This window comes from Pseudomonas sp. CAN1, assembly GCF_030462585.1.
Lineage (GTDB): Bacteria > Pseudomonadota > Gammaproteobacteria > Pseudomonadales > Pseudomonadaceae > Pseudomonas.
Genome location: NZ_JASMRU010000009.1, coordinates 97,407 through 120,989, shown reverse-complemented (window position 1 = coordinate 120,989; position 23,583 = coordinate 97,407). Strand labels below are relative to the sequence as shown.

At 65.2% G+C, this 23,583-nt stretch carries 29 protein-coding genes; 11 read left to right on the top strand and 18 right to left on the bottom strand.

The annotated features are described in order from the left end of the window. Positions 1-60 precede the first annotated feature (60 nt). The 10 genes from hisC to QO207_RS14990 all read right to left on the bottom strand — a co-directional run bounded on the left by hisC (position 61) and on the right by QO207_RS14990 (position 7,898). Positions 61-1,116 (bottom strand): histidinol-phosphate transaminase, encoded by a 1,056-nt coding sequence (gene hisC / locus QO207_RS15035; RefSeq protein WP_301533178.1) that lies wholly within the window; start codon positions 1,114-1,116, stop codon positions 61-63. A gap of 3 nt (positions 1,117-1,119) precedes the next feature. After that, positions 1,120-2,442 (bottom strand): histidinol dehydrogenase, encoded by a 1,323-nt coding sequence (gene hisD, locus QO207_RS15030; RefSeq protein ID WP_301533177.1) that lies wholly within the window; start codon positions 2,440-2,442, stop codon positions 1,120-1,122. A gap of 124 nt (positions 2,443-2,566) precedes the next feature. Beyond that, on the bottom strand, positions 2,567-3,202 hold the full coding sequence (hisG, locus tag QO207_RS15025) for an ATP phosphoribosyltransferase (protein ID WP_017518137.1): 636 nt from the start codon (positions 3,200-3,202) through the stop codon (positions 2,567-2,569). A 14-nt stretch (positions 3,203-3,216) separates the two neighbouring features. After that, positions 3,217-4,485: a UDP-N-acetylglucosamine 1-carboxyvinyltransferase gene (gene murA, locus QO207_RS15020; RefSeq protein ID WP_301533176.1), complete on the bottom strand. Its 1,269-nt coding sequence runs from the start codon at positions 4,483-4,485 to the stop codon at positions 3,217-3,219. Between the two features lie 19 nt (positions 4,486-4,504). Further along, complete coding sequence (locus tag QO207_RS15015; protein ID WP_301533175.1) at positions 4,505-4,744, bottom strand: BolA family protein; 240 nt, start codon at positions 4,742-4,744, stop codon at positions 4,505-4,507. Between the two features lie 110 nt (positions 4,745-4,854). Next, positions 4,855-5,163, bottom strand: coding sequence for a lipid asymmetry maintenance protein MlaB (locus QO207_RS15010; RefSeq protein ID WP_301533174.1), 309 nt, complete (start codon positions 5,161-5,163; stop codon positions 4,855-4,857). Next, positions 5,160-5,807 (bottom strand): ABC transporter substrate-binding protein, encoded by a 648-nt coding sequence (locus QO207_RS15005; protein ID WP_301533173.1) that lies wholly within the window; start codon positions 5,805-5,807, stop codon positions 5,160-5,162. Before QO207_RS15005 ends, QO207_RS15010 begins: the two co-directional genes overlap by 4 nt. 11 nt (positions 5,808-5,818) lie before the next feature. Continuing rightward, positions 5,819-6,292 carry an outer membrane lipid asymmetry maintenance protein MlaD gene (gene mlaD, locus QO207_RS15000; RefSeq protein WP_301533172.1) on the bottom strand — a complete coding sequence of 158 codons (474 nt, stop codon included), beginning with the start codon at positions 6,290-6,292 and terminating at the stop codon, positions 5,819-5,821. After that, positions 6,292-7,089, bottom strand: a complete 798-nt coding sequence (gene mlaE / locus QO207_RS14995; protein WP_301533171.1) for a lipid asymmetry maintenance ABC transporter permease subunit MlaE — start codon at positions 7,087-7,089, stop codon at positions 6,292-6,294. Before mlaE ends, mlaD begins: the two co-directional genes overlap by 1 nt. Beyond that, positions 7,089-7,898, bottom strand: coding sequence for an ATP-binding cassette domain-containing protein (locus QO207_RS14990; RefSeq protein ID WP_301533170.1), 810 nt, complete (start codon positions 7,896-7,898; stop codon positions 7,089-7,091). Before QO207_RS14990 ends, mlaE begins: the two co-directional genes overlap by 1 nt. A gap of 237 nt (positions 7,899-8,135) precedes the next feature. Here QO207_RS14990 and QO207_RS14985 point away from each other — a divergent pair, with 237 nt between their 5' ends. The 10 genes from QO207_RS14985 (at position 8,136) to QO207_RS14940 (ending at position 15,251) form a co-directional block, all read left to right on the top strand. Next, positions 8,136-9,110 carry a KpsF/GutQ family sugar-phosphate isomerase gene (locus tag QO207_RS14985; RefSeq protein WP_301533169.1) on the top strand — a complete coding sequence of 325 codons (975 nt, stop codon included), beginning with the start codon at positions 8,136-8,138 and terminating at the stop codon, positions 9,108-9,110. Beyond that, complete coding sequence (locus QO207_RS14980) at positions 9,111-9,635, top strand: HAD family hydrolase (protein ID WP_301533168.1); 525 nt, start codon at positions 9,111-9,113, stop codon at positions 9,633-9,635. A gap of 8 nt (positions 9,636-9,643) precedes the next feature. Then, positions 9,644-10,216, top strand: a complete 573-nt coding sequence (lptC, locus tag QO207_RS14975) for an LPS export ABC transporter periplasmic protein LptC (protein WP_301533167.1) — start codon at positions 9,644-9,646, stop codon at positions 10,214-10,216. After that, positions 10,203-10,739: a lipopolysaccharide transport periplasmic protein LptA gene (gene lptA / locus QO207_RS14970; protein ID WP_301533166.1), complete on the top strand. Its 537-nt coding sequence runs from the start codon at positions 10,203-10,205 to the stop codon at positions 10,737-10,739. Before lptC ends, lptA begins: the two co-directional genes overlap by 14 nt. After that, on the top strand, positions 10,739-11,464 hold the full coding sequence (lptB, locus tag QO207_RS14965; protein ID WP_184588999.1) for an LPS export ABC transporter ATP-binding protein: 726 nt from the start codon (positions 10,739-10,741) through the stop codon (positions 11,462-11,464). Before lptA ends, lptB begins: the two co-directional genes overlap by 1 nt. Before the next feature lie 255 nt (positions 11,465-11,719). After that, positions 11,720-13,222 carry an RNA polymerase factor sigma-54 gene (locus tag QO207_RS14960; protein ID WP_301533165.1) on the top strand — a complete coding sequence of 501 codons (1,503 nt, stop codon included), beginning with the start codon at positions 11,720-11,722 and terminating at the stop codon, positions 13,220-13,222. A gap of 77 nt (positions 13,223-13,299) precedes the next feature. Then, positions 13,300-13,608: a ribosome-associated translation inhibitor RaiA gene (raiA, locus tag QO207_RS14955; RefSeq protein ID WP_017518151.1), complete on the top strand. Its 309-nt coding sequence runs from the start codon at positions 13,300-13,302 to the stop codon at positions 13,606-13,608. 9 nt (positions 13,609-13,617) lie between these two features. After that, positions 13,618-14,085, top strand: coding sequence for a PTS IIA-like nitrogen regulatory protein PtsN (ptsN, locus tag QO207_RS14950; protein WP_037009823.1), 468 nt, complete (start codon positions 13,618-13,620; stop codon positions 14,083-14,085). 2 nt (positions 14,086-14,087) lie between these two features. Further along, positions 14,088-14,945: an RNase adapter RapZ gene (gene rapZ / locus QO207_RS14945; protein ID WP_301533164.1), complete on the top strand. Its 858-nt coding sequence runs from the start codon at positions 14,088-14,090 to the stop codon at positions 14,943-14,945. A 33-nt stretch (positions 14,946-14,978) separates the two neighbouring features. Beyond that, a complete protein-coding gene (locus tag QO207_RS14940) occupies positions 14,979-15,251 on the top strand; it encodes an HPr family phosphocarrier protein (RefSeq protein WP_301533163.1) in 273 nt (90 codons plus the stop codon). A 12-nt stretch (positions 15,252-15,263) separates the two neighbouring features. On the opposite strand, the gene QO207_RS14935 is transcribed toward QO207_RS14940, so the two are convergent. The 6 genes from QO207_RS14935 to pmbA form a co-directional block, all read right to left on the bottom strand. Further along, entirely contained in the window at positions 15,264-16,163 is a 900-nt protein-coding gene (locus QO207_RS14935; protein ID WP_301533162.1) for a ZIP family metal transporter, read from the bottom strand. Positions 16,164-16,179: 16 nt separating this feature from the next. Further along, the gene (locus tag QO207_RS14930; RefSeq protein WP_301533161.1) at positions 16,180-16,806 is read right to left on the bottom strand and encodes a superoxide dismutase; all 627 of its coding nucleotides are present in this window, start codon (positions 16,804-16,806) and stop codon (positions 16,180-16,182) included. A 13-nt stretch (positions 16,807-16,819) separates the two neighbouring features. After that, positions 16,820-17,269, bottom strand: a complete 450-nt coding sequence (locus QO207_RS14925; RefSeq protein ID WP_301533160.1) for a hypothetical protein — start codon at positions 17,267-17,269, stop codon at positions 16,820-16,822. Positions 17,270-17,298: 29 nt separating this feature from the next. Next, positions 17,299-18,675, bottom strand: coding sequence for a class II fumarate hydratase FumC (gene fumC / locus QO207_RS14920; protein WP_301533159.1), 1,377 nt, complete (start codon positions 18,673-18,675; stop codon positions 17,299-17,301). Next, on the bottom strand, positions 18,668-19,051 hold the full coding sequence (locus QO207_RS14915; protein WP_301533158.1) for a FagA protein: 384 nt from the start codon (positions 19,049-19,051) through the stop codon (positions 18,668-18,670). Before QO207_RS14915 ends, fumC begins: the two co-directional genes overlap by 8 nt. 149 nt (positions 19,052-19,200) lie before the next feature. Further along, positions 19,201-20,550, bottom strand: coding sequence for a metalloprotease PmbA (gene pmbA, locus QO207_RS14910; RefSeq protein WP_301533157.1), 1,350 nt, complete (start codon positions 20,548-20,550; stop codon positions 19,201-19,203). 116 nt (positions 20,551-20,666) lie between these two features. Between pmbA and yjgA the strand changes: the two genes are divergently transcribed. After that, the gene (gene yjgA / locus QO207_RS14905) at positions 20,667-21,191 is read left to right on the top strand and encodes a ribosome biogenesis factor YjgA (protein WP_301533156.1); all 525 of its coding nucleotides are present in this window, start codon (positions 20,667-20,669) and stop codon (positions 21,189-21,191) included. A 40-nt stretch (positions 21,192-21,231) separates the two neighbouring features. Here the strand turns inward: yjgA and tldD are convergent, their stop codons facing one another. Together tldD and QO207_RS14895 are read right to left on the bottom strand one after the other, a co-directional pair. Next, positions 21,232-22,674 carry a metalloprotease TldD gene (tldD, locus tag QO207_RS14900; protein ID WP_301533155.1) on the bottom strand — a complete coding sequence of 481 codons (1,443 nt, stop codon included), beginning with the start codon at positions 22,672-22,674 and terminating at the stop codon, positions 21,232-21,234. Between the two features lie 2 nt (positions 22,675-22,676). Then, positions 22,677-23,525, bottom strand: coding sequence for a carbon-nitrogen hydrolase family protein (locus tag QO207_RS14895; RefSeq protein ID WP_301533154.1), 849 nt, complete (start codon positions 23,523-23,525; stop codon positions 22,677-22,679). Between the last annotated feature and the right edge of the window lie 58 nt (positions 23,526-23,583).

Sequence of the window (23,583 nt, the reverse complement as noted above, 5' to 3'; positions counted from 1 at the left end):
CTTTTCCAGAGCCACAAAAAACGGCGCCCGAGGGCGCCGTTTTCTTTTCCAGCGATAGCCTTACAGCTTCAGGCGCAGGGCATCGATCAGAGCCTGGTTCTGCTCCTCGGTGCCGATGCTGATACGCAGGAACTGGTTGATCCGCTGCTGCTTGAAGTGGCGCACGATCACGCCCTCCTCGCGCAGGGCCGCCGCCAGTTCGGCGCCATCGCGCTGCGGGTGGCGGGCGAAGATGAAGTTCGCCGCCGACGGCAGAACGTCGAAGCCCAGGGTGTTCAGTTCGGCCACCAGCTTCTCGCGGCTGTGGATAACCGCGTTGCAGGTCTGCTCGAAGTAGGCCTGGTCCTCGAAGGACGCCACCGCGCCGGCCAGGGCCAGGCGGTCCAGCGGGTAGGAGTTGAAGCTGTTCTTCACCCGCTCCAGCGCTTCGATCAGGTCCTCGTGGCCAACTGCGAAGCCGACCCGCAGGCCCGCGAGCGAACGCGACTTGGACAGGGTCTGCGCCACCAGCAGGTTCGGGTAGCGGTTGACCAGGGAGATCGCGGTCTCGCCACCGAAGTCGACATAGGCCTCATCCACCAGCACCACGCTGTCCGGGCTGGCTTCGAGCAGGCGCTCGATGGCCGCCAGCGGCAGCAGGCAACCGGTAGGCGCGTTGGGGTTGGGGAAGATGATGCCGCCGTTCGGGCGCGCGTAATCCTCGACGCGGATCTGGAACTGCTCGTCCAGCGGCAGCGCTTCGAAGTCGATGCCGTAGAGGCCGCAGTAGACCGGGTAGAAGCTGTAGGTCACGTCGGGGAACAGCAGCGGCTTGCCGTGCTGGAACAGCGCGTGGAAGGCGTGCGCCAGGACCTCGTCCGAACCATTGCCGACGAACACCTGGGAAGTCTTCACGCCGTGGTACTCGGCGATGGTCTGCTTCAGGCGGTCGGCATTCGGGTCCGGGTACAGGCGCAGCGTGTCGTTCAGCTCGGCCTGGATCGCGGCGACCACCTTCGGCGACGGGCCGTAGGGGTTCTCGTTGGTGTTGAGCTTGACCAGCTTGGCCAGCTTCGGCTGCTCGCCCGGAACGTAGGGCACCAGTTCCTTGACGAAGGGACTCCAGAATTTGCTCATGGGTTACTCACTCTTGCCGTCAAGGATGCGGAACTCGGCGCTGCGCGCGTGGGCGGTCAGCGACTCGCCACGGGCCAGGATCGAAGCGGTCTTGCCCAGCTCGGAAGCGCCCGGCGCGGAACAGAAGATGATCGAGGAGCGCTTCTGGAAGTCGTACACACCCAGCGGCGAAGAGAAGCGCGCGGTGCCGGAAGTCGGCAGCACGTGGTTCGGCCCGGCGCAGTAGTCGCCCAGCGCCTCGGCGGTGTAGCGGCCCATGAAGATGGCGCCGGCGTGGCGGATCTTCGGCAGCCAGCTTTCCGGGTTTTCCACCGACAGCTCCAGGTGCTCCGGGGCGATGCGGTTGGCGACCTGGCAGGCCTGTTCCTGGTCGGCGACGAGGATCAGTGCGCCACGGTTGGTCAGCGAAGTGCGGATGATCTCGGCGCGCTCCATGGTCGGCAGCAGCTTCTCGATGCTGGCGGCGACCTTGTCGAGGAAGGCGGCGTCCGGGCTGACCAGGATCGACTGGGCGTCCTCGTCGTGCTCGGCCTGGGAGAACAGGTCCATGGCGATCCAGTCCGGATCGGTGCCGCCGTCGCAGACCACGAGAATCTCGGACGGACCGGCAATCATGTCGATGCCGACCTGGCCAAACACATGGCGCTTGGCGGTGGCGACGTAGATGTTGCCCGGGCCGACGATCTTGTCCACCTGCGGCACGCTCTCGGTGCCGTAGGCCAGTGCGGCCACGGCCTGGGCGCCGCCGATGGTGAAGACGCGGTCGACGCCGGCGATGCAGGCGGCCGCGAGGACGATCTCGTTGATCTCGCCACGCGGGGTCGGAACGACCATCACCACTTCGTTAACACCGGCAACCTTGGCCGGAATGGCGTTCATCAGCACGGACGACGGATAGGACGCCTTGCCGCCAGGCACGTAGAGGCCGGCGCGGTCCAGCGGGGTAACTTGCTGGCCGAGCACGGTGCCGTCGGCCTCGGTGTAGCGCCAGGAGTCCTGCTTCTGCTTCTCGTGGTAGCTGCGCACACGCTCGGCGGCGGTCTCCAGAGCTTCGCGCTGGGCCGGGGTGATGCGGGTCAGGGCCAGTTCCAGGCGCTCGCGCGGCAGGATCAGGTCGGCCATGGACTTGGCGTCGACACCGTCGAAGCGCTGGGTGAACTCGACCACAGCGGCGTCGCCGCGCTTGCGCACGTCGGCAATGATGTCCAGCACGCGCTGGTTCACCGACTCGTCGGAGACGCTTTCCCAGGAGAGCAGATGGTCCAGATGACGCGCGAAGTCCGGATCGGCGGCGTTGAGTCGACGGATAGCGAAGGGTGCGGTCATAGCTGGCCTCTTTAATTGGCATGATCTCGGGCGCCGCAAGACTATCAAGCCTTCCGTGCGGGCACCCGAGAAAATTTGGCTATGACACGGATAGGCGGGCGCGGCGGGGAAGCCGCGCTGGAAATTACGCCCGGTGTCGAGACTCCACCGCTTCGCGCAGGGTGTCGATCAGGGCCTGGATGCGCGCGTGCTGCATCTTCATCGAGGCCTTGTTCACCACCAGGCGCGAGCTGATGTGCGCGATCAGTTCCTGGGGCTCCAGGCCGTTCGCGCGCAGGGTGTTGCCGGTATCGACCACGTCGATGATCTTGTCGGCGAGGCCGACCAGCGGTGCCAGCTCCATGGAGCCGTACAGCTTGATCACATCGACCTGGCGACCCTGTTCGGCGTAGTAGCGCTTGGCGACATTGACGAACTTGGTGGCCACGCGCAGGCGGCCCTTGGGCTCCGGCGCGCCGACCGCACCGGCGGTCATCAGCTTGCAGTTGGCGATCTTCAGGTCCAGCGGCTCGTAAAGGCCCTGGCCACCGTACTCCATGAGCACGTCCTTGCCCGCGACGCCGAGGTCGGCGGCGCCGTGCTCGACATAGGTCGGCACGTCGGTGGCGCGCACGATCAGCAGGCGCACGTCATCGAGGGTGGTGGGGATGATCAGCTTGCGGCTCTTGTCCGGATTCTCGGTCGGCACGATGCCTGCCGCTGCGAGCAGCGGCAGGGTGTCGTCGAGGATACGGCCCTTGGACAGGGCAATCGTCAGCATCGTCTGGTTCTGCCTTAGCCCGGTACGCGGCGGATCTTGGCGCCGAGCAGTTGCAGTTTCTCTTCGATGCACTCGTAGCCACGGTCGATGTGGTAGATGCGGTCGATCATGGTGTCGCCTTCGGCCACCAGGGCAGCGATCACCAGGCTGGCGGAAGCGCGCAGGTCGGTCGCCATGACCGGTGCGCCCTTGAGCTGCTCGACGCCGGTGACGATGGCGGTATTGCCTTCGACCAGGATCTGCGCGCCCATGCGGTTCATTTCATAGACGTGCATGAAGCGGTTCTCGAACACGGTCTCGATGACCGCGCCGGTGCCTTCGGCAATGGCGTTCATGGAGATGAACTGCGCCTGCATGTCGGTGGGGAATGCCGGGTACGGCGCGGTGCGGATGTTCACCGCCTTCGGCCGGTTGCCCTTCATGTCCAGCTCGATCCAGTTGCTGCCGGTGGTGATGTGCGCACCCGCTTCGACCAGCTTGGCCAGTACGGCCTCGAGGATGGTCGGATCGGTGTCCTTGAGCTTGACGCGGCCACCGGTGGCGGCAGCGGCGGCCAGGTAGGTGCCGGTCTCGATGCGGTCGGGCATGACGCTGTACTTGGCGCCGCCACCCAGGCTCTTCACACCGTTGATCACGATGGTGTCGGTGCCAGCACCCTGCACATCACCGCCCATGGCGTTGATGAAGTTGGCCAGGTCGACGACCTCCGGCTCGCGCGCGGCGTTTTCCAGCACGGAGCGGCCATTGGCGAGGGCGGCAGCCATCATGATGTTCTCGGTACCGGTCACCGACACGGTATCGAAGAAGAAGTGCGCGCCTTTCAGGCCGCCGGCCGGAGCCTTGGCCTTGATGTAGCCGCCTTCGACGGAGATATCCGCACCCATGGCTTCCAGGCCACGGATGTGCAGGTCCACCGGACGCGAACCAATGGCGCAGCCGCCGGGCAGCGCGACTTCGGCTTCACCGAAGCGGGCGACCATCGGGCCGAGCACCAGGATCGACGCGCGCATGGTCTTCACCAGCTCGTACGGCGCCACCAGGGTCTTGATGGTGCTGGCATCGACTTCGACGTTGAGTTTCTCGTCGATGATCGGCTGCACGCCCATGCGACCGAACAGCTCGATCATGGTGGTGATGTCGTGCAGGTGCGGCAGGTTGCAGACGGTCACCGGGGTGTCCGCCAGCAGGGTAGCGGCCAGGATCGGCAGCGCGGAGTTCTTCGCGCCGGAGATGCGGATCTCGCCATCGAGACGAGTGCCGCCGGTAATGATCAGTTTATCCATTGCAATATTCCCCGTGGGCTCAGGAACGCTCGGCCCAGGCGGCGCGGCTGAAGAATTTCATGGTGACGGCGTGGATGGCGCCCGAGGCGATCCAGTCGTTCAGGTGGGCATAGATCTGTTGCTGGCGCTTGACCGGGCTCAGGCCCGCCAGTTCGTCGCTGATCAGGTTCAGCTGGAAATTGCAGCCTTCGCCTTCCACTTCAATCTGGGTACCTGGCAGTTTCGATTCCAGGAAGTTTTTGACTTCTACGGCCTGCATGCTCAACCTCGTTCGGCGCCCTACGCGCGCGGGTCGGCAATGATACAAAAAAGCCCCCCGCCTGCGAACCCCGGGAGGGGAAGTCGCGGACGGAGGGCCTTTTCAGTGTATCAATGCTGTAACGGCAGAATCTCCAGAAGGCCGCCAACCTTGGCGATCTCCTGCATTTCCTTGGACATGCCGGCGATCTGCAGCGATTTCCCGGCTTTGCGCGCATCACGGGTGAACGACAGCAGCAGCGACAATCCGACGCTGCTGGAGTGCTCCACCGCCGAGCAGTCCAGGCGCAGCGCGCTGGCCTGACTGGCGGCGATCAGGCGGCCGCCCTGCTCGCGCAGCGCCGGGCCGGTGCTGTAATCCAGCACGCCGGCCAGCGCCAGCTCACCCGCGGCACGCTCCGTGATACTGCCCTGACTCATTCTGCGCCGCCTTCCGGCTGGCCCTTGGCAGCGTCCTTGGCCTTGGCGACTACCTGGCCCCAACCGGCGATGGTGGCTTCCAGGTCATTGCGGTTCTTCTGCATGGAGTCGGCGAACTGGTCGCGGAACAGCTTGCCGATGTTGATGCCGTTGATGATCACGTTACGCAGGCGCCAGTTGCCGCCCTGGTTGACCATGGTGTACTGCACCGGGTAGACCGCGCCGTTGCTGCCAACCACTTCCATGTTCACCGAAGCGCGATCCTGCTCCTGCTTGCCGGTATTCAGCACGCGGATGTCCTGGTTGTCGTACTCCAGCAGCGCGTTGCCGTAGAACTGGAACAGGCTGTTCTTGAAGGTTTCCTCGAAGCGCTTGATCTGCTCCGGCGAAGCCTGGCGCGAGTACTTGACGGTCATCACGCCCTTGGCGATGCCTTCGGAATCCACCACCGGGCCGAGGATACGGTTCAGGGTGTCGTAGAGCGCCTGGGGATTGGTCTTGTAGCTGGCCTTGTTGGTCTTCAGGTCCGACAGCAGGCCGTCGACGGTCTGCTGCACGACCTGCTGGGCGGTCTGGTCGGCCTGCGCGAACAGCGGCAGGATCGCGAGCAGGACCAGGAAGCCACGGCGCAAGGTTTTCAACATGGAGTGAGTCCTCATTTCTTCGAGTCGTCTTTGTTGACCGAATTCAGCAGGAATTTGCCGATCAGGTCTTCCAGCACGAGTGCCGACTGGGTGTCCTTGATGGTATCGCCTTCCTTCAGAAGCTCTTCGTCGCCGCCGACGCTGATGCCGATGTACTTCTCGCCCAGCAGGCCGGCGGTGAGGATGGAGGCGGTGGAATCGTCCGGCAGGTTGTTGACCTGACGATTGATCTCCATGGTCACACGGCCGCGATAGCTGTCGTGATCCAGGTCGACCGCAGTCACTTTACCGATTGTGACACCGGCCATGGTGACCTTGCCGCGCACTGTGACGCCGGCGATGTTGTCGAAATAAGCGTACAGCTTGTAGGTGTCACCGGAGCCGCCCACGGTCAGTCCACTGACACGCAGGGCCAGCAGCAGCAGGGCCAGCAGACCGGCCAGAATGAACAGGCCTACACCGATTTCCAGGGTGCGGGTTTGCATCAGAAGTCTCCAAACATCAAAGCGGTCAGGATGAAGTCCAGCCCCAGCACGGCCAGGGAGGCATACACAACAGTACGGGTGGTGGCGCGGCTGATGCCTTCGGAGGTGGGTTCGCAGTCATAGCCCTGGAATACGGCGATCCAGGTCACGACGAAGGCGAACACCACGCTCTTGATCACGCCATTGAGAATGTCCTTGGTGAACTGCACGCTGTTCTGCATGTTCGACCAGTAAGAGCCGTCATAGACGCCCAGCCAGTCCACCGCCACCAGCGCGCCGCCCCAGATGCCGACAACACTGAAGATAGCTGCCAGCAGCGGCATCGAGATGAAGCCGGCCCACAGGCGCGGGGCAATGATGTACTTGAGCGGATCGACGCCGATCATCTCCAGGCTCGACAGTTGTTCGGTGGACTTCATGTTGCCGATTTCCGCGGTCAGCGCGGAACCGGCACGTCCTGCAAACAACAGACCGGTCACCACCGGCCCCAGTTCACGCAGCAGCGTCAGCGCCACCATCTGCCCGACCGCCTGCTCGGAACCGTAGCTGGCGAGGATGTTGTAGCCCTGCAGGGCCAGCACCATGCCGATGAACAGACCGGAGACGACGATGATCGCCAGGGACAGCACGCCCACGGCATAGAGCTGCTTGACCAGCAACTGGAAGGCACCGCTGTGCACGCCGCGGCCGAAGATGGCGCCGAGCAGGAACAGGGTCGAACGGCCGAGCGCTTCGAGTACGTCGAGGCCCGATCGCCCGAGCAGTCGAACTCGCTCGAGCGGTGAAGTCTTGCGCATCAGCGTTCTCCCAGCAGATCGGCGCGGTAGTCGCGGGCAGGATAGTGGAACGGCACCGGGCCGTCCGGGATGCCCTTCATGAACTGGCGCACGCGCGGATCGTCGAGGCCCTGCAGGTGTTCCGGCGTCCCATGGCCGAGCACGCGACCGTCACCGACGATATAGATGTAGTCGGCGATGCTCGCGGTTTCCGCCAGGTCGTGGGAGACCACGATGCTGGTGATGCCCAGGGCATCGTTGAGCAGGCGGATCAGGCGCACCAGTACGCCCATGGCGATCGGGTCCTGGCCCACGAAAGGCTCGTCGTACATCAGGATCTGCGGGTCCAGCGCAATGGCCCGGGCCAGTGCGACACGACGCTTCATGCCGCCGGACAGTTCGTCCGGCATCAGCTCCACCGCCCCGCGCAGGCCCACGGCCTGCAGCTTCATCAGGACGATGTCGCGAATCATCTCGTCGGGCAGCTCGGTGTGCACGCGCAACGGGAAGGCGACGTTCTCGTAGACGTTCAGGTCGGTGAACAGCGCGCCGCTCTGGAACAGCACGCCGAATTGCTTGCGCATGTCGAACAGGTCGGCACGGCCCAGGGTCGGCAGGTTCTGGCCGTTGACCCACACTTCACCCTTCGCCGGGCGCAGCTGGGCGGCGATCAGTCGCAACAGGGTGGTCTTGCCACAGCCCGACGGTCCCATGATCCCGGTGACCTTGCCGCGTGGAATGCGGATGTCCACGTTGTCGAAAATCGTACGCGTGCCGCGCTTGAAGCTCAGGCCCTTCAGCTCGACCGCATATTGGTCATTGGTGCTCATAGAACTCCTTTCATCACGGCGCTGTCCCTTGCTCCGCCTGTCTCACGGCAGACACGCGGCGCGACAGGCCGAACGGCCGCGAACTATAACACCCCGCCAAGCCACGCCCCAAGGGCTGCTAAGGCGCTGTTAAGGCTCAGTTCAGCAAAATGCGATCAACATGAGATGTCTGTGGTGAAGCCTTGCCCGCTTTCCCGTTATAATCTCGCACTTCATTTCGCCCCACGCCCTTGGAACATGAGCCAGAATCACGATTTCATCCAGTCGGCACAGCGCACCATCCGCCTCGAGCGCGACTCGGTGGACGCCCTGCTGCCGCGCATCGGCGCCGACTTCTCCCTCGCCTGCGAGCTGCTGCTCGACTGCAAGGGCCGCGTGGTCGTGGTCGGCATGGGCAAGTCCGGGCACATCGCGCGCAAGATCGCCGCGACCCTGGCCAGCACCGGCACCCCGTCGTTCTTCGTGCACCCGGCCGAGGCCAGCCACGGCGACATGGGCATGATCACCAAGGACGACGTGGTCCTGGCCCTTTCCAACTCCGGCTCCACCGCGGAAATCATCACCCTGCTGCCGCTGATCAAGCGCCTGGGCATCACCCTGATCAGCATGACCGGCAACGCCGAGTCGCCGCTGGCCAAGGCCGCCGCAGTGAATCTGGACGCCAGCGTGGAGCATGAAGCCTGCTCGCTGAACCTGGCACCGACCTCCTCCACCACGGTTTCCCTGGTGATCGGCGACGCCCTCGCCATCGCCCTGCTGGAAGCCCGCGGCTTCACCGCCGAAGACTTCGCCTTCTCGCATCCGGGCGGCGCCCTGGGTCGCAGATTGTTGCTGAAAGTGGAAAACATCATGCACGTGGGTGAAGCATTGCCGCAGGTGTCTCCTGGCACTTCGCTCAGTGGCGCGCTGCTGGAAATGACCCGCAAGGGCCTGGGCATGACCGTCATCCTCGGCGAAGACGGCCGCCTCGCCGGCGTCTTCACCGACGGCGACCTGCGCCGCACCCTGGACAAGGGCCTGGACGTGCGCCAGGTGACCATCGACCAGGTGATGACCGTGCGCGGCAAGACCGCCCGCCCGGACATGCTCGCCGCCGAAGCCCTGAAGATCATGGACGACCACAAGATCAACGTGCTGGTAGTGGTCGACGACAACGACCACCCGGTCGGCGTGCTGCACGTCCACGACCTGACCCGCGCGGGAGTCATCTGAATGACCGCAGACCTGCTGCAACGCGCGAAGGCAGTACGCCTGGCGGTGTTCGACGTCGATGGCGTGCTCACCGACGGCAAGCTGTACTTCCTGCCCGACGGCGGCGAGTTCAAGACCTTCAATACCCTGGACGGCCAGGGCATCAAGATGCTGATGAACTCCGGCGTGCGCACCGCGATCATCACCGGACGCTCCAGCCCGGTGGTCGAGCGCCGCGCGCAGAACCTGGGCATCAACCACCTGTTCCAGGGCCGCGAGGACAAGCTGGTCGCGCTCGACGAGTTGCTCGCCGAACTGGGTCTAGGCTATGAAGAAGTCGCGTACCTGGGCGACGACCTGCCCGACCTGCCGGCCATTCGCCGCGCCGGCCTCGGCATGGCGGTCGCCAGTGCCGACGCCTTCGTGCGCCAGCATGCCGACGGTGTAACCCAGGCCCGTGGCGGCGAAGGCGCCGCACGCGAGTTCTGCGAACTGATCCTGCGCGCCCAGGGCAATCTCGAAGCCGCCCAGAGCGCGTACCTCTAGAGCCGAACATGCCCAAGACATTCCGCCAGAAGCTGTTGCTCGCCCTGATCGCCATCCTGCTGATCGCCCTGGGCTATTACTGGAACGTGCGCCTGGACTTCAGCGAACGCCAGCTGAAGTCGCAGACCAGCGACGCAATCGACTTCTATGTAGTGAACGCCAAGAGCGTCCAGTACCGCATCGACGGCTCCCTCGCCTACGAGATGACCGCCGACAAGCTCGAACACCTGAAAGCCACCGACATCACCCTGGTCACCACGCCCGATCTCTACTTCCACCGGGAGAACGAGCCGCAGCCGTGGCATGTCCAGAGCGTGCGCGCCGAAGTGGCCCCGGAAGGCAAGGAAGWCGAACTGATCGATGACGTGCGCGTCGCCCGCACCGATTCGCAGAACCGCACCCTCCTGCTCAACACTTCCCGCATGACGGTGTTCCCAGACAAGGACTATGCGCAGACAGAGCAACCCGTGAAGATCACCGAACCCAACGGTGTGACCACGGCCGTCGGCATGAAAGCGTATCTGAAAGACAGCCGGATGCTCCTGCTGTCCAACGTAAGAGGTCAGCATGAGGCTCGTTAACACCCTCCCCTTTTTCTTCAGCCTCGTTGCCGCCATCGGCAGCTCTGCCGCCTGGGCACTTCCCACCGACCGGGAACAGCCTATCCGCGTCCAGGCCGACAGCGCCGAACTGGATGACAAGCAGGGCGTGGCCGTCTATCGCGGTGACGTGGTAGTGACCCAGGGCAGCATGAAGCTGACCGGCAACACCGTCACGCTCAAGCAGAACAAGAACGGCGACATCGAGGTAGTTACCTCGGTCGGCAAGCCCGCCTACTTCGAGCAGAAGCCGGCGCCGGACAAGCAGATCACCCAGGCCTATGGCCTGACGATCCAGTACTTCGTCACCCAGAACCGCGTCGTGCTGATCGACCAGGCCAAGGTGATCCAGGAAGGCAACACCTTCGAAGGCGAGAAGATCGTCTATGACACCCAGCGCCAGATCGTCAACGCAGGCCGCGCCACCGGCTCCCAGGTGACCACCCCGCGCCCGCGTATCGACATGGTCATCCAGCCGAAGAAAAAGCAGGATCAAGCGCAGTAATGGCTACCCTAACCGCCCAGCACCTCGCCAAGAGCTACAAGAGCCGGCAAGTCGTCCGCGATGTCAGCATGAGCATCGAGAGCGGGCAGATCGTCGGCCTGCTCGGCCCCAACGGAGCGGGCAAGACCACCTGCTTCTACATGATCGTCGGCCTGGTGCGCGCCGATCAGGGCATCGTGCGTATCGACGAGCAGGACGTCACCCACCTGCCCATGCACGGCCGCGCCCGCGCCGGCATCGGCTACCTGCCGCAGGAAGCCTCGATCTTCCGCAAGCTGTCGGTGGCGGACAACATCGGCGCCATCCTGGAAACCCGCAGCGATCTGGATCGCGCCGGCCGCCAGGAAGCCCTGGAGAGCCTGCTCGAGGAATTCCACATCCACCACATCCGCGACAACCTCGGCATGAGCCTGTCCGGTGGTGAACGCCGCCGCGTGGAAATCGCCCGCGCCCTGGCCAGCTCGCCGAAGTTCATCCTGCTCGACGAACCCTTCGCCGGCGTCGACCCGATCTCCGTGGGCGACATCAAGCAGATCATCCACCACCTCAAGGCCAAGGGCATCGGCGTACTGATCACCGACCACAACGTCCGCGAGACCCTGGATATCTGCGAAACGGCGTACATCGTCAACGACGGTCAGCTGATCGCCGAAGGCAGCGCCGAGAGCATCCTCGCCAACGACCTGGTGAAGGAAGTCTACCTGGGCCACGAGTTCCGCCTCTAAGCGGCCCGAGCCGCGCCCTGCCTGGGCGCGGCAGCACCACCTCTCCCCCACGCGTGGCGCGGCTCGTCGGCCGCTCCGCGACGTATCCGCCTGCCTGAACTACCCTGGCGCAACCGGGTTGTAACGAAAGGTCGACAGGCCCTAGGCAAAGCGTCCAAACTCAGGCATATAATTTGCTTCCTCGCGGCACCCCGGTGTCCGTAGTCGTGGATATGGCGCGTTTGACGCCAGCGAACAAGGTGCCTAGTTCCAGCCATGAAACCATCGCTAGTCCTCAAGATGGGCCAGCAGCTGACGATGACCCCGCAGCTGCAACAGGCCATCCGACTGCTCCAGCTCTCCACACTGGACCTCCAGCAGGAAATCCAGGAAGCCCTGGAGTCCAACCCGATGCTGGAACGCCAGGAAGACGGCGAGGACTTCGACAACAGCGACCCCATGGCCGATGGCGCGGAATCCGGCGCCAACGGCAGCACCAGCAGCTCCCAGGACAACTTCCAGGAAAGCACCACGCCCAGCGTCGACAGCCTCGACGAGGACCAGTGGGCCGAGCGCATCCCCAACGAACTACCGGTCGACACCGCCTGGGAAGACATCTACCAGACCAGCGCCAGCAGCCTGCCGAGCAACGACGACGACGAGTGGGACTTCACCTCCCGCACCTCCGCCGGCGAAAGCCTGCAGAGCCATCTGCTGTGGCAGCTCAACCTCCTGCCGATGTCCGATACCGACCGCCTCATCGCCCTGAGCATCATCGACGGCATCACCGACGACGGTTACCTCGACGAATCCCTCGACGACATTCTCGCCTCCATCGACCCCGAACTCGGCGTGGAGATGGATGAGGTGGAAGTCGTCCTGCGCCGCGTGCAGCAGCTCGAACCCGCCGGCGTCGGCGCGCGCAACCTGCGCGAATGCCTGCTCCTGCAACTGCGCCAGATGCCGGCCAAGACCTACCTGCTGGCCGAGGCCATCCGCCTGGTCAACGACCACCTGGACCTGCTCGGCAGCCGCGACTACACCCAGCTGATGCGCCGCATGAAGCTCAAGGAAGACGAGCTGCGCGAGACCATCGAGCTGATCCAATCGCTGCATCCGCGCCCCGGCTCGCAGATCGAGTCCGGCGAAGCCGAATACGTGGTACCGGATGTCATCGTGCGGAAACATAACGAACGCTGGCTGGTGGAACTCAACCAGGAAGCGATGCCGCGCCTGCGTGTGAACTCGCAGTACGCAGGCCTGGTGCGCCGTGCCGACTCCAGCGCGGACAACACCTTCATGCGCAACCAGCTGCAGGAAGCACGCTGGTTCATCAAGAGCCTGCAGAGCCGCAACGAAACGCTGATGAAGGTGGCAACGCAGATCGTCGAGCACCAGCGCGGCTTCCTCGAATACGGCGAGGAGGCGATGAAACCGCTGGTCCTGCATGACATCGCCGAGGCGGTAGGCATGCACGAATCGACCATCTCTCGGGTCACCACGCAGAAGTTCATGCACACGCCGCGTGGCATCTTCGAGCTGAAGTACTTCTTCTCCAGCCACGTCAGCACCTCCGAAGGCGGCGAATGCTCGTCCACCGCGATCCGCGCGATCATCAAGAAACTGGTCGCGGCGGAAAGTCCGAAAAAGCCATTGAGTGACAGCAAGATCGCTGGTTTACTGGAGGCACAGGGCATTCAAGTGGCACGTCGCACCGTCGCCAAGTACCGGGAGTCCCTAGGAATCTCTCCCTCCAGCGAGCGCAAGCGACTGGTATGACGTTGATCCACGCCAAAGTGTTCCGGCGGCAGGCCACATAACCTGCCACTTACACACGGCAACAAGGAGAAAGCGGTATGCAAGTCAACATCAGTGGACATCAACTGGATGTGACCGACGCCCTGCGCGACTACGTTGGCGAGAAACTGGGCCGACTGGAGCGCCACTTCGACAAGATCACCAATGTTCAGGTCATCATGGAGGTCGAAAAGCTGAAGCAGAAAATTGAAGCCACCCTCCACATCGCCGGTGGCGAAGTGGTGGCCTGCGCCGAACATGAAGACATGTACGCGGCCATCGACCTGCTCACCGACAAACTCGACCGCCAACTGATCAAGCACAAGGAAAAATACCTCGAACGCCAGCAAGGTGTCGGTGTTCGTTAACCCCTCTCTATGATCCGACTTGAGCAAATCCTGACCCCCGGCCGTTCCCTCGTGAACGTGCCGGGCGGCAGCAAGAAGCGCGTCCTCGAACAAATCGCCAACCTGGTGGCTCGCGAGCTGCCGGGTTTCGATTCCCAAGACATCTTCGACAGCCTGGTAGCCCGGGAACGCCTGGGCTCCACCGGTTTCGGCAACGGTATCGCGATTCCGCACTGCCGCCTGCCCGGCTGCCAGTCACCCATCAGCGCCATCCTGCACCTGGACCACCCGGTGGACTTCGACGCCCTCGACGGCGCGCCGGTCGATCTGGTGTTCGTGCTGCTGGTGCCGGAAGCCGCCACCGAGGAACACCTGGAACTGCTGCGGCAGATCGCCTCCATGCTCGACCGCTCCGACGTCCGCGACCGCCTGCGTCACGCCGCCAACGGCGAGGACCTGTACCGGATCGTCGTGGACTTCCAGAACAACGGGCACTGAACATGCGCCTGATCATCATCAGTGGGAGATCCGGCTCGGGCAAGAGCACCGCGCTCAACGTGCTCGAGGACAACGGCTTCTACTGCATCGACAACCTGCCGGCCAGCCTCCTCCCGGACCTGGCCCAGCGCGCTCTGCTGCACACCGAGCTGCTGCACCCGCAGGTGGCGGTGTCCATCGATGCGCGCAACCTGCCCAGCCAGCTGCAGCGTTTCCCGGAGCTGCTGCAGGAAGCCCGCGACAAGCACATCCAGTGCGACGTGCTGTACCTCGATGCCGATGACGAAACGCTGCTCAAGCGCTTCTCCGAGACCCGCCGGCGGCACCCGCTGACCACCGATACCCGCTCGCTGGCCGAAGCCATCGCCGACGAGACGAATCTGCTGGCGCCGATCGCCGATCTCGCCGATCTCAAGCTCAACACCACGAACCTGAACCTCTACCAGCTGCGCGACGTGCTCAAGCTGCGCCTGCTGAACAAGCCCGAACTGGGCACGGCGTTCCTGGTCGAGTCCTTCGGTTTCAAGCGTGGCATGCCGGTGGACGCCGACCTGGTGTTCGATGTGCGCTGCCTGCCCAACCCCTACTGGAAGCCCGAGCTGCGCGAGCACACCGGGCTGGAAGCGGAGGTCCAGGAATACCTCGCGGCGCAACCCGACGTCGAGGAGATGTACCAGGACATCCTCGCCTACCTGAACAAATGGCTGCCGCGCTTCGCCGCGAGCAACCGGGCCTACGTGACCATCGCCATCGGCTGCACCGGTGGCCAGCACCGCTCGACCTATATTGCCGAGCGCATCGGTCAGGCCCTCAAGGAAAGTCTTACCAACGTACAGATTCGCCACCGCGACCTGAGCTAGCAGCGACACACAACAAAAGGACAGCCCCTCGCGATGCCCGCCCTCGAAGTCACCATCATCAACAAGCTTGGTCTGCACGCCCGTGCGGCGGCCAAATTCGTCGGCGTCGCGGGTCGTTTCCCCTGCCAGGTTCGCGTGGGTCGCAACCCCGAGAGCACGGTGGACGGCAAGAGCATCATGGCCGTGATGATGCTCGCCGCGGGCAAGGGCACCAATCTGCACCTCGCAGCCGAAGGCGAGCAGGAAGACGAGGCGCTCAAGGCGCTGGTCGAATTGATCGAGAACTACTTCGACGAAGGCGAGTGACGCGCCGGGCCATCAGCCCAGCGACGTATCCAGAACCATCATCAGACAGAAGCCGATGATCAGCCCCTGGGTGGCCTGCGCCGCATGGCCGCGTCGCTGCGATTCGGGAATGATCTCGCGCACCACCACATAGAGCATCGCGCCCGCTGCCGCGGCCAGCCCCCAGGGCAGGAACATCCGCGAGATGCCGATCAGCCAGGCGCAGAGCACCGCGAACAACGGTTCGACCAGCCCGGAAGCCGCGCCGGCCAATGCCGCCTTGCCGCGCGACACACCCGCCCCTGCCAGCACCAGCGCAATCGCCAGCCCTTCGGGCACGTCCTGCAGCGCAATGCCCAGCGCCAGGCCGCTGGCTCCCTGCACCTCGCCGCCGGCGGCAACGCCCACGGCCATGCCTTCGGGAATGTTGTGCAGGACGATGGCCGCGACGAACAGCAGGATGCGCGCTGGCACCTTGCCTTCGGCGACACCCTGGATATTCTCCTGGGCCTCTTCCAGCACCCGGCCGAACACGGCGAGGCCGAAAGCGCCCAGGGCCAGGCCGAGACTCACCAGCAGCGAGGCCAGCCAGGTCGGGCGGCCCGCCGCTTCGGCAGCCTCCAGCGCCGGCAGCAGCAGGGAGAACGCGGTAGCCGCCAGCATCACGCCAGCGCCGAAGCCGAGCAGGGCATCAGCGATGCGCGCCGGCATACTGCGCACCAGCAGCACCGGCAGCGCGCCCACGGCGGTCCCGAGCGCGCACAACATGCCGCCATGCAAGGCCAGGTACATCGGCGGTGACAGCTGCAGACGCGCCAGTTCCATGAGTTGCTGGAACGCGAGCACACCACCGCCGAGGACGATGGTCAGTCCCAGCAACCAACGCAAATTGCGTCCTCCGCTTTCACGCAGACTCTGCACGATCAGACGCATGCTGCCGTCCTGGGTTTCATCCTTTGCCTCGCGCCTGCTGCGCCACGCGGTAGCGCCGCAGCACTTCCGGCCACGCGACCACGTTGTAGAAGGCCGCGATGTATTCCGGCCGGCGGTTCTGGTAGCGCAGGTAGTAGGCGTGTTCCCAGACGTCGAGACCGAGGATCGGCAGGTTGCCCTGCATCAGCGGGCTGTCCTGGTTGCCGCTGCTCTCGACGACGAGTCGGCCCTGCGGGTCGACACTCAGCCACGCCCAGCCGCTGCCGAAGCGGGTCAGCGCGGCCTTGGTGAAGGCCTGGCAGAAGGCGTCGTAGCCACCCAGCTCGGCGTCTATCGCCTGGCGCAGTTCCTCCTGCGGCTGACCGCCGCCGTCCGGCGCCATCACGGTCCAGAACAGCGAGTGGTTGGCGTGGCCACCGCCATTGTTGATCACCGGGCCACGCAGGGCGGCGGGGAGGCTGTCGAGCTTCTGCAGCAACTGCTCCACCGGTACTTCGGCAAACTCGGTGCCTTCCAGCGCAGCATTGAGGTTGTTGATGTAGGTCTGATGGTGCTTGCTGTGGTGGATTTCCATGGTCTGCGCATCGATGTGCGGTTCCAGGGCATCGTAGGCGTAGGGCAAGGCAGGCAGGACGTGAGGCATCTTCGAACCTTCTTCAGTGGTAGCGCATGGAATGCACGGCGGTGAACAACCCCGGACGCAGCTCCACCGCGCCCTGGCGGCGCAGCAGGCGCTGGGTGCGCGGGTAGGTGCCGTGCTCGCCGATGAAATTCAGCAGCTCGACGTAGGTGCGGCGGCTGTGCTGCACCGCTGCGGCGCGCAGATCCGCGCATTTGCGCAGGTCCTCGCCCAGCGCCAGCAGGCGCTCGTGGCAGGCGCAGAGGTACTCGGCGGTCTCTTCCGGCTGGCCCAGTTGCAGGTGCAGGTCGCCGAGGTTGTGGTGGGAGATGACGAAGGCCATCACCGCCTCCTCGGCGTCATGCCAGCGATCCAGCAGCACCTGCGCCAGCGCCAGGGCGTGGAGGTAGTGCTCACGGGCATCGATCAGTTCCTGACGAATGAAGCAGCGGTTGCCCAGTTCGATGGTGCGTTGCCAATGACGCATGGCAGGTTCCTCCAGCGGGTGGGGCGGACTCAAAGTCCGCCGGCGGTGAGCTTCTCGGGATCGAGCAATTGTTCGAGGCGGGCGCGATCCAGATCAGGGTTTTCCAGGGCGACATCGATGATCGGCCGACCCTCGCGGTAGGCCTGCTTGGCGATCTCGGCGGCCTTCTGGTAGCCGATGATCGGGTTCAGCGCGGTGACCAGGATCGGGTTGCGCGACAACGCCTCGCGCAGGCTCGCCTCGTTGACCTTGAAAGTGGCGATGGCCTTGTCCGCCAGCAGGCGGCTGACATTGGCCAGCAGGTGAATGCTGTGCAGCAGGTTGTCGGCGATCACCGGCAGCATCACGTTCAGCTCGAAGTTGCCGGACTGCCCGGCGACAGCGATGGTGGTGTCGTTGCCCATCACCTGGGCGGCGACCATGGCAGTGGCTTCCGGGATCACCGGGTTGACCTTGCCGGGCATGATCGAGGAGCCCGGCTGCAGCGCCTCCAGCTCGATCTCGGCGAGGCCCGCCAGCGGGCCGGAGTTCATCCAGCGCAGGTCGTTGGCGATCTTCATCAGCGCTACAGCCAGGGCCTTGAGCTGGCCGGAGGCAGCCACGGCGATGTCCTGGGCGCCGATCAGCGCGAAGAAGTCGTCACCGGGGCGGAACACCAGGCCGGTCAGGCCATTGAGTTCCTCGCAGAAACGCGCGGAGAACTGCGGATGGGCATTCACACCGGTGCCTACCGCAGTGCCGCCCTGTGCGAGTTGCTGCAGCGCCGGCAGTTGTGCCTCGATGCCCTGGGATGCCTGGCGCACCTGCTGCGCCCAGCCACCGAGCACCTGGCTCAGGCGCACCGGCATGGCGTCCATCAGGTGGGTACGTCCGGTTTTCACATGCTGATGCACCGCCTTGCCCTTCTTCTCCAGGGTGGCGTGCAGGTGCTCCAGGGCGGGCAGCAGGTGCTGGTGGATCTCCAGCGCTGCGCTGATGTGAATGGTCGAGGGGATGATGTCGTTGCTGCTCTGCCCGCAGTTGACCTGGTCGTTGGCGTTGACCGGCTGGCCCAGGCGGCGGCTGGCGAGGGTGGCGACCACCTCGTTGGCGTTCATGTTGGAGCTGGTGCCCGAGCCGATCTGGAACACGTCCACCGGGAAGTGCTGCTGCAGGTCACCGGCCAGCAGTTCCTCGCAGGCGGCGACGATGGCGGCGCCGGTTTCCGCGTCCAGCTGCTCCAGGCTGACATTGGCACGCGCCGCGGCCGCCTTGGCCAGCAGCAGCGCGCGGATGAACGGACGCGGCATACGCTGGCCGCTCACCGGGAAGTTGTTCACCGCCCGCTGCGTCTGGGCGCCGTAAAGTGCCGAAGCCGGCACCTGCAGTTCACCCATGCTGTCGCGTTCAATACGGCTGTCAGTCATTCTCGATTCCTTCTTGCAGTCTCAGGGAAGGCGCCATCTCCTGCTGCGCCATGCGCCGGCCGAGCAGGCAAAGGCGTTGGCGCTGGGCGGTCGAAGTCGCCAGGCGTTGCAGTTCTCGCAATGGGAGGTAGGCGTGATCCAGGCAGAGCACGCGCCAGTGCCAGGGCAGCGCGATGTCGCGGCTGCTGTCGAGCAGCAACTGGAAGCACTTTTCGAACAGGCGCCAGGCCGGTACCGGCTCCCAGGCCGCCAGGTAGCGCGCTTCGCACAGGTACTGCTCGACCAGCCGCGGCTCGTTCGGCTCCAGGGCGCAGCGGATGCGCGTGCCCAGCAGGTACCAGCGGTCGGTGATCGAGCTGTCGACGTCGGCAAACATGGCAATCCCTCAACCGATAATGAGATTGATTATTGTTTGCGAGAATCAAAAAAACAAGCCGCCCGAGCGCATTGCGCTGGGCGGCGGGTCCTGGGAGGGGGATCGAGGAAGGGCTGAAAGCCGCGGCCAGCGGGGCCGCGGCGGGTGGATCAGTTGCCGGCGACCATCATCTTTTCGATGAGCACGGAGCCGGTATGCAGGTTGCCGCGGTACTCCACGTCATTGCCGATGGCGACGATGTTGCGGAACAGGTCGCGCAGGTTGGCAGCGATGGTGACTTCCTGCACCGGGAACTGGATTTCGCCGTTCTCTACCCAGTAACCGCCAGCGCCACGGGAGTAGTCGCCGGTCACCAGGTTGACGCCCTGCCCCATCAGCTCGGTGACCAGCAGGCCCCGGCCCATGCGGCGGATCAGGGCGGCCTGGTCTTCGTCGCCATGGCTGACGAACAGGTTGTGCACACCGCCGGAGTTGGCCGTGCTGGGCATGCCCAGCTTGCGCCCGGAGTAGGTGCCGAGCACGTAGGAGACCAGCTCGCCGCCCTCGACGAAGGGCTTGGCGTAGGTCGCCAGGCCGTCGTTGTCGAACGAGGCGCTGCCCAGCGCGCCGCGCACCAGCGGGCGCTCGTCCAGGGTCAGCCATTCCGGGAACAGCCGCTGGCCCAGTGCGCCTTCGAGGAAGGACGACTTGCGGTACAGGCTGCCGCCGGAGATCGCGCCGAGGAAGTGGCCGAACAGGCCGACGGCGACTTCCGGGGCGAACAGCACCGGCACTTCCGCGGTCGGCACCGGCCGCGCGCCCAGGCGGCTGGCAGCACGTTCGGCAGCGCGACGGCCGATGGATTCGGGGCTGGCCAGCAGGTCGCCGCGACGGTTCACGTCATACCAGTAGTCGCGCTGCATCTGCCCTTCCAGCTCGGCGATCATCACGCAGCTCAGGCTGTGGCGGGTGCTGGCATAGCCGCCGACGAAGCCGTGGCTGTTGCCGTAGACGCGGCAGCCCTGGTGGGTGTTCAGCGTGGTGCCGTCGGCCTTGGTGACGCGCTTGTCGGTGGCGAACGCGGCGGCCTCGCAGGCCAGTGCGCGCTCGATGGCCTGGTCGGGGGTGATCGACCAGCCGTGGTACAGGTCCAGGTCCGGCAGGTCACGGGCCATCAGCGCCGGATCGGCCAGCCCGGCGCAATCGTCTTCGGAGGCGTGCTTGGCAATCGCCAGCGCCGCCGCTACGGTCTCGCGGATGGCGTCCGCGCCGGTGGCCGAGGTGCTCGCCGAGCCCTTGCGCTGGCCGACGTAGAGGGTGATGCCGAAGCCCTGGTCGCGGTTGAACTCGACGGTCTCGACTTCACCCTGGCGCACCGAGGTCGACAGCCCCTGCTCCACCGACACCGCCACTTCGCAGGCGCTGGCGCCCTGCCGGGTGGCCTCGGCGATGATCCGCTCGACCTGCTCGCGCAGTTCGGGAAGGACCTCCGGGCTCACTGCCGGGTTGTGTTCGCTCATTGCATGCCTCTCCTGTTCATGGTCCGGCCCCGCCATCAGGCGGCGGCAACCGGCGCGGGCCGGACAAGCGGCCCCTGACTCGTTATCATGGCGGCGTTTTCAACGAGACCCCCGCCATGGCTGAAATTCACGATGACGACTCGCTTTTCGATGAGAAGAGCAAGACGCAAGTAAAACGCGAAATGCACGCGCTGCAGGAACTCGGCGAGCGCCTGACTGCGCTCAAGGCCGACATGCTCGACCGCATGCCGCTCACCGATCCGCTGCGCCGCGCACTGGAAGAAGCTCCCAAGCACAAGGCCAACGCCGCCAAGAAACGCCACCGGCAGTTCATCGGCAAGCTGATGCGCGACCAGGACGTCGAGGCCATCCTCGCCCTGCTGGAGCAGGTAGATACCTCCACCCGCCAGTACAACGAACGCTTCCACGCCCTGGAGCGCTGGCGCGACCACCTGATCACCGGTGGTGACGCCGCGCTGTCGGCCTTCTTCGGCGAATACCCGGAAAGCGACCGCCAGCATCTGCTCCAGCTGATCCGCCACGCCCAGCACGAGGCCGCTCACAACAAGCCTCCGGCCGCGGCGCGGAAGATCTTCAAGTACATCCGCGAGCTGGACGAGCTCAAACGCGGCCTGCGCTGAGCAGCCGCGTCCCGCACATCCAGTCCCACTGGCAACGGCCTCAGGCGCCCGTGCCGCCGACGGTGATGGCGTCGATCTTCAGGGTCGGCTGACCGACACCGACCGGCACGGACTGGCCGTCCTTGCCGCAGGTGCCCACGCCGCTGTCCAGCGCCAGGTCGTTGCCGACCATGGATACCCGGCTCATCACTTCCGGACCGTTGCCGATCAGCGTCGCGCCCTTCACCGGGCGGGTGATCTTGCCGTTCTCGATCAGGTAAGCCTCGCTGGTGGCGAAGACGAACTTGCCGCTGGTGATGTCCACCTGGCCGCCGCCGAGGTTCGCGCAGTAGATGCCGCGCTCGACGCTGGCGATGATCTCCTCCGGGTCGCTCTGCCCGGCCAGCATGTAGGTGTTGGTCATGCGCGGCATCGGCAGGTGCGCATAGGACTCGCGGCGGCCGTTGCCGGTGCGCGCCACGCCCATCAGGCGGGCGTTGAGCTTGTCCTGCATGTAGCCCTTGAGGATGCCGTTCTCGATCAGCACGTTGCAGTTGGTCGGCGTGCCTTCGTCGTCCACCGACAGCGAACCGCGGCGGCCAGCGATGGTGCCGTCGTCGACGATGGTGCACAGGCTGGAGGCGACCTTCTCGCCGATACGCCCGCTGTAGTTCGAGCTGCCCTTGCGGTTGAAGTCGCCTTCCAGGCCATGGCCCACGGCTTCGTGCAGCAGCACGCCGGACCAGCCGGCGCCCATCACCACCGGCAGGCTGCCGGCCGGTGCAGGCACCGCTTCAAGGTTGACCAGGGCCTGGCGCAGCGCCTCGCGGGCGTAGCTCATGGCGCGGTCTTCCTGGAGGAAGTACTTGTAGTCTGTGCGACCGCCACCGCCGTGACCGCCACGCTCGCGACGGCCGTTCTGTTCGACGATGACGCTGACATTGAAACGCACCAGCGGGCGAATGTCCGCGGCCAGCGAGCCGTCTGCCGCGGCGATCAGAACCTGGTCCCAGACACCGGCGAGGCTGACGGTGACCTGCTGGATGCGCGGATCGAGGGCGCGGGTGGCGATATCGATCTTCTGCAGCAGCTCGACCTTCTCGGCGCGGCTCATCACGTCCAGCGGATTCTCGCCGGCGTACAGACGGGTCGGCACCACGGCCTGGAACGCCTGCACCTTGCCGTTCTGCCCGGCGCGCGAGATCGAACGAGCAGCGCGGGCGGCCTGGATCAGCGCTTCATGGTTGATCGCATTGCTGTAGGCGAAGCCGGTCTTCTCGCCGGACTGCGCGCGCACGCCGACGCCCTGGTCCATGTGGAAGCTGCCTTCCTTGACGATGCCGTCCTCGAGCATCCAGGACTCGGAGACCTGGCTCTGGAAGTACAGGTCGGCGGCGTCGATGCCGGGGCCGCTCAGCTCGTGCAGGATCGGCGACAGCTGGTCGATATCCAGACCACCGGGGGCCAGCAGGTGCTGGCTGACGGATGACAACAGTTCGCTCATATTCACTCCGTACGCGCCGGTCGTGGTTCGACCGGCGGGAAAAATCTTCTGTGCCGGGCAACCGGCATGCGCTGCCGGACCGCCGCCTGTTCCTCGTTGTCGCGCTCGGCGAGCAGCACCGCCTCGCCCTTGGCCTGTTCGGCGAGGATACGCCCCCAGGGGTCGACAATGGCCGACTGGCCCCAGGTTTCCCGACCTTTGGGGTGGGTACCGCCCTGCCCGGCCGCCAGCAGGTAGCACTGGGTCTCGATGGCGCGGGCACGGACGAGGATTTCCCAGTGCGCCGCGCCGGTGACTGCGGTGAAGGCCGAGGGCGCGCTGATCAGCTCCGCGCCGGCTTCACGCAGCGCGGTGTAGAGCTCAGGAAAGCGCAGGTCGTAGCAGACCGTCATGCCCAGGCGCCCGACCGGTGTGTCCGCCACCACTACGCGCTGGCCGAAGGCGTAGTCATCCGACTCGCGATAACGGCCACGGGCGTCGGCGACGTCCACGTCGAACAGGTGCAGCTTGTCGTAGCGTGCCGCCACTTCGCCGCGCTCGTCTACCAGCAGCGAACAGGCATTGGCCTTGGCGTCCGGCTGACCTTCGGGTGGCAACGGCAGGGTGCCGGCGACTATCCACAACCTGAGGTCGCGGGCGGCGCTTTTCAACCAGGGCAGGATCGGGCCTTCGCCAAGGGCCTCGGCGCGGCCGATGTCTGCGAGATCGCGGCGCCCCATGGCGGCGAAGTTTTCCGGCAGTACGGCTAGGCGCGCGCCACCCTCGGCGGCCTGTTCAAGCAGGCGGCGGGCGGCGGCGAGGTTGGCCAGGACATCGTCCTGGCTGACCATCTGGATGACCGCAATGGACATGCTGAGCTCCGTCGGTGTCTGGGTTTCATGCTAACTGAAGCCCAGGCTTTGTGCTCGA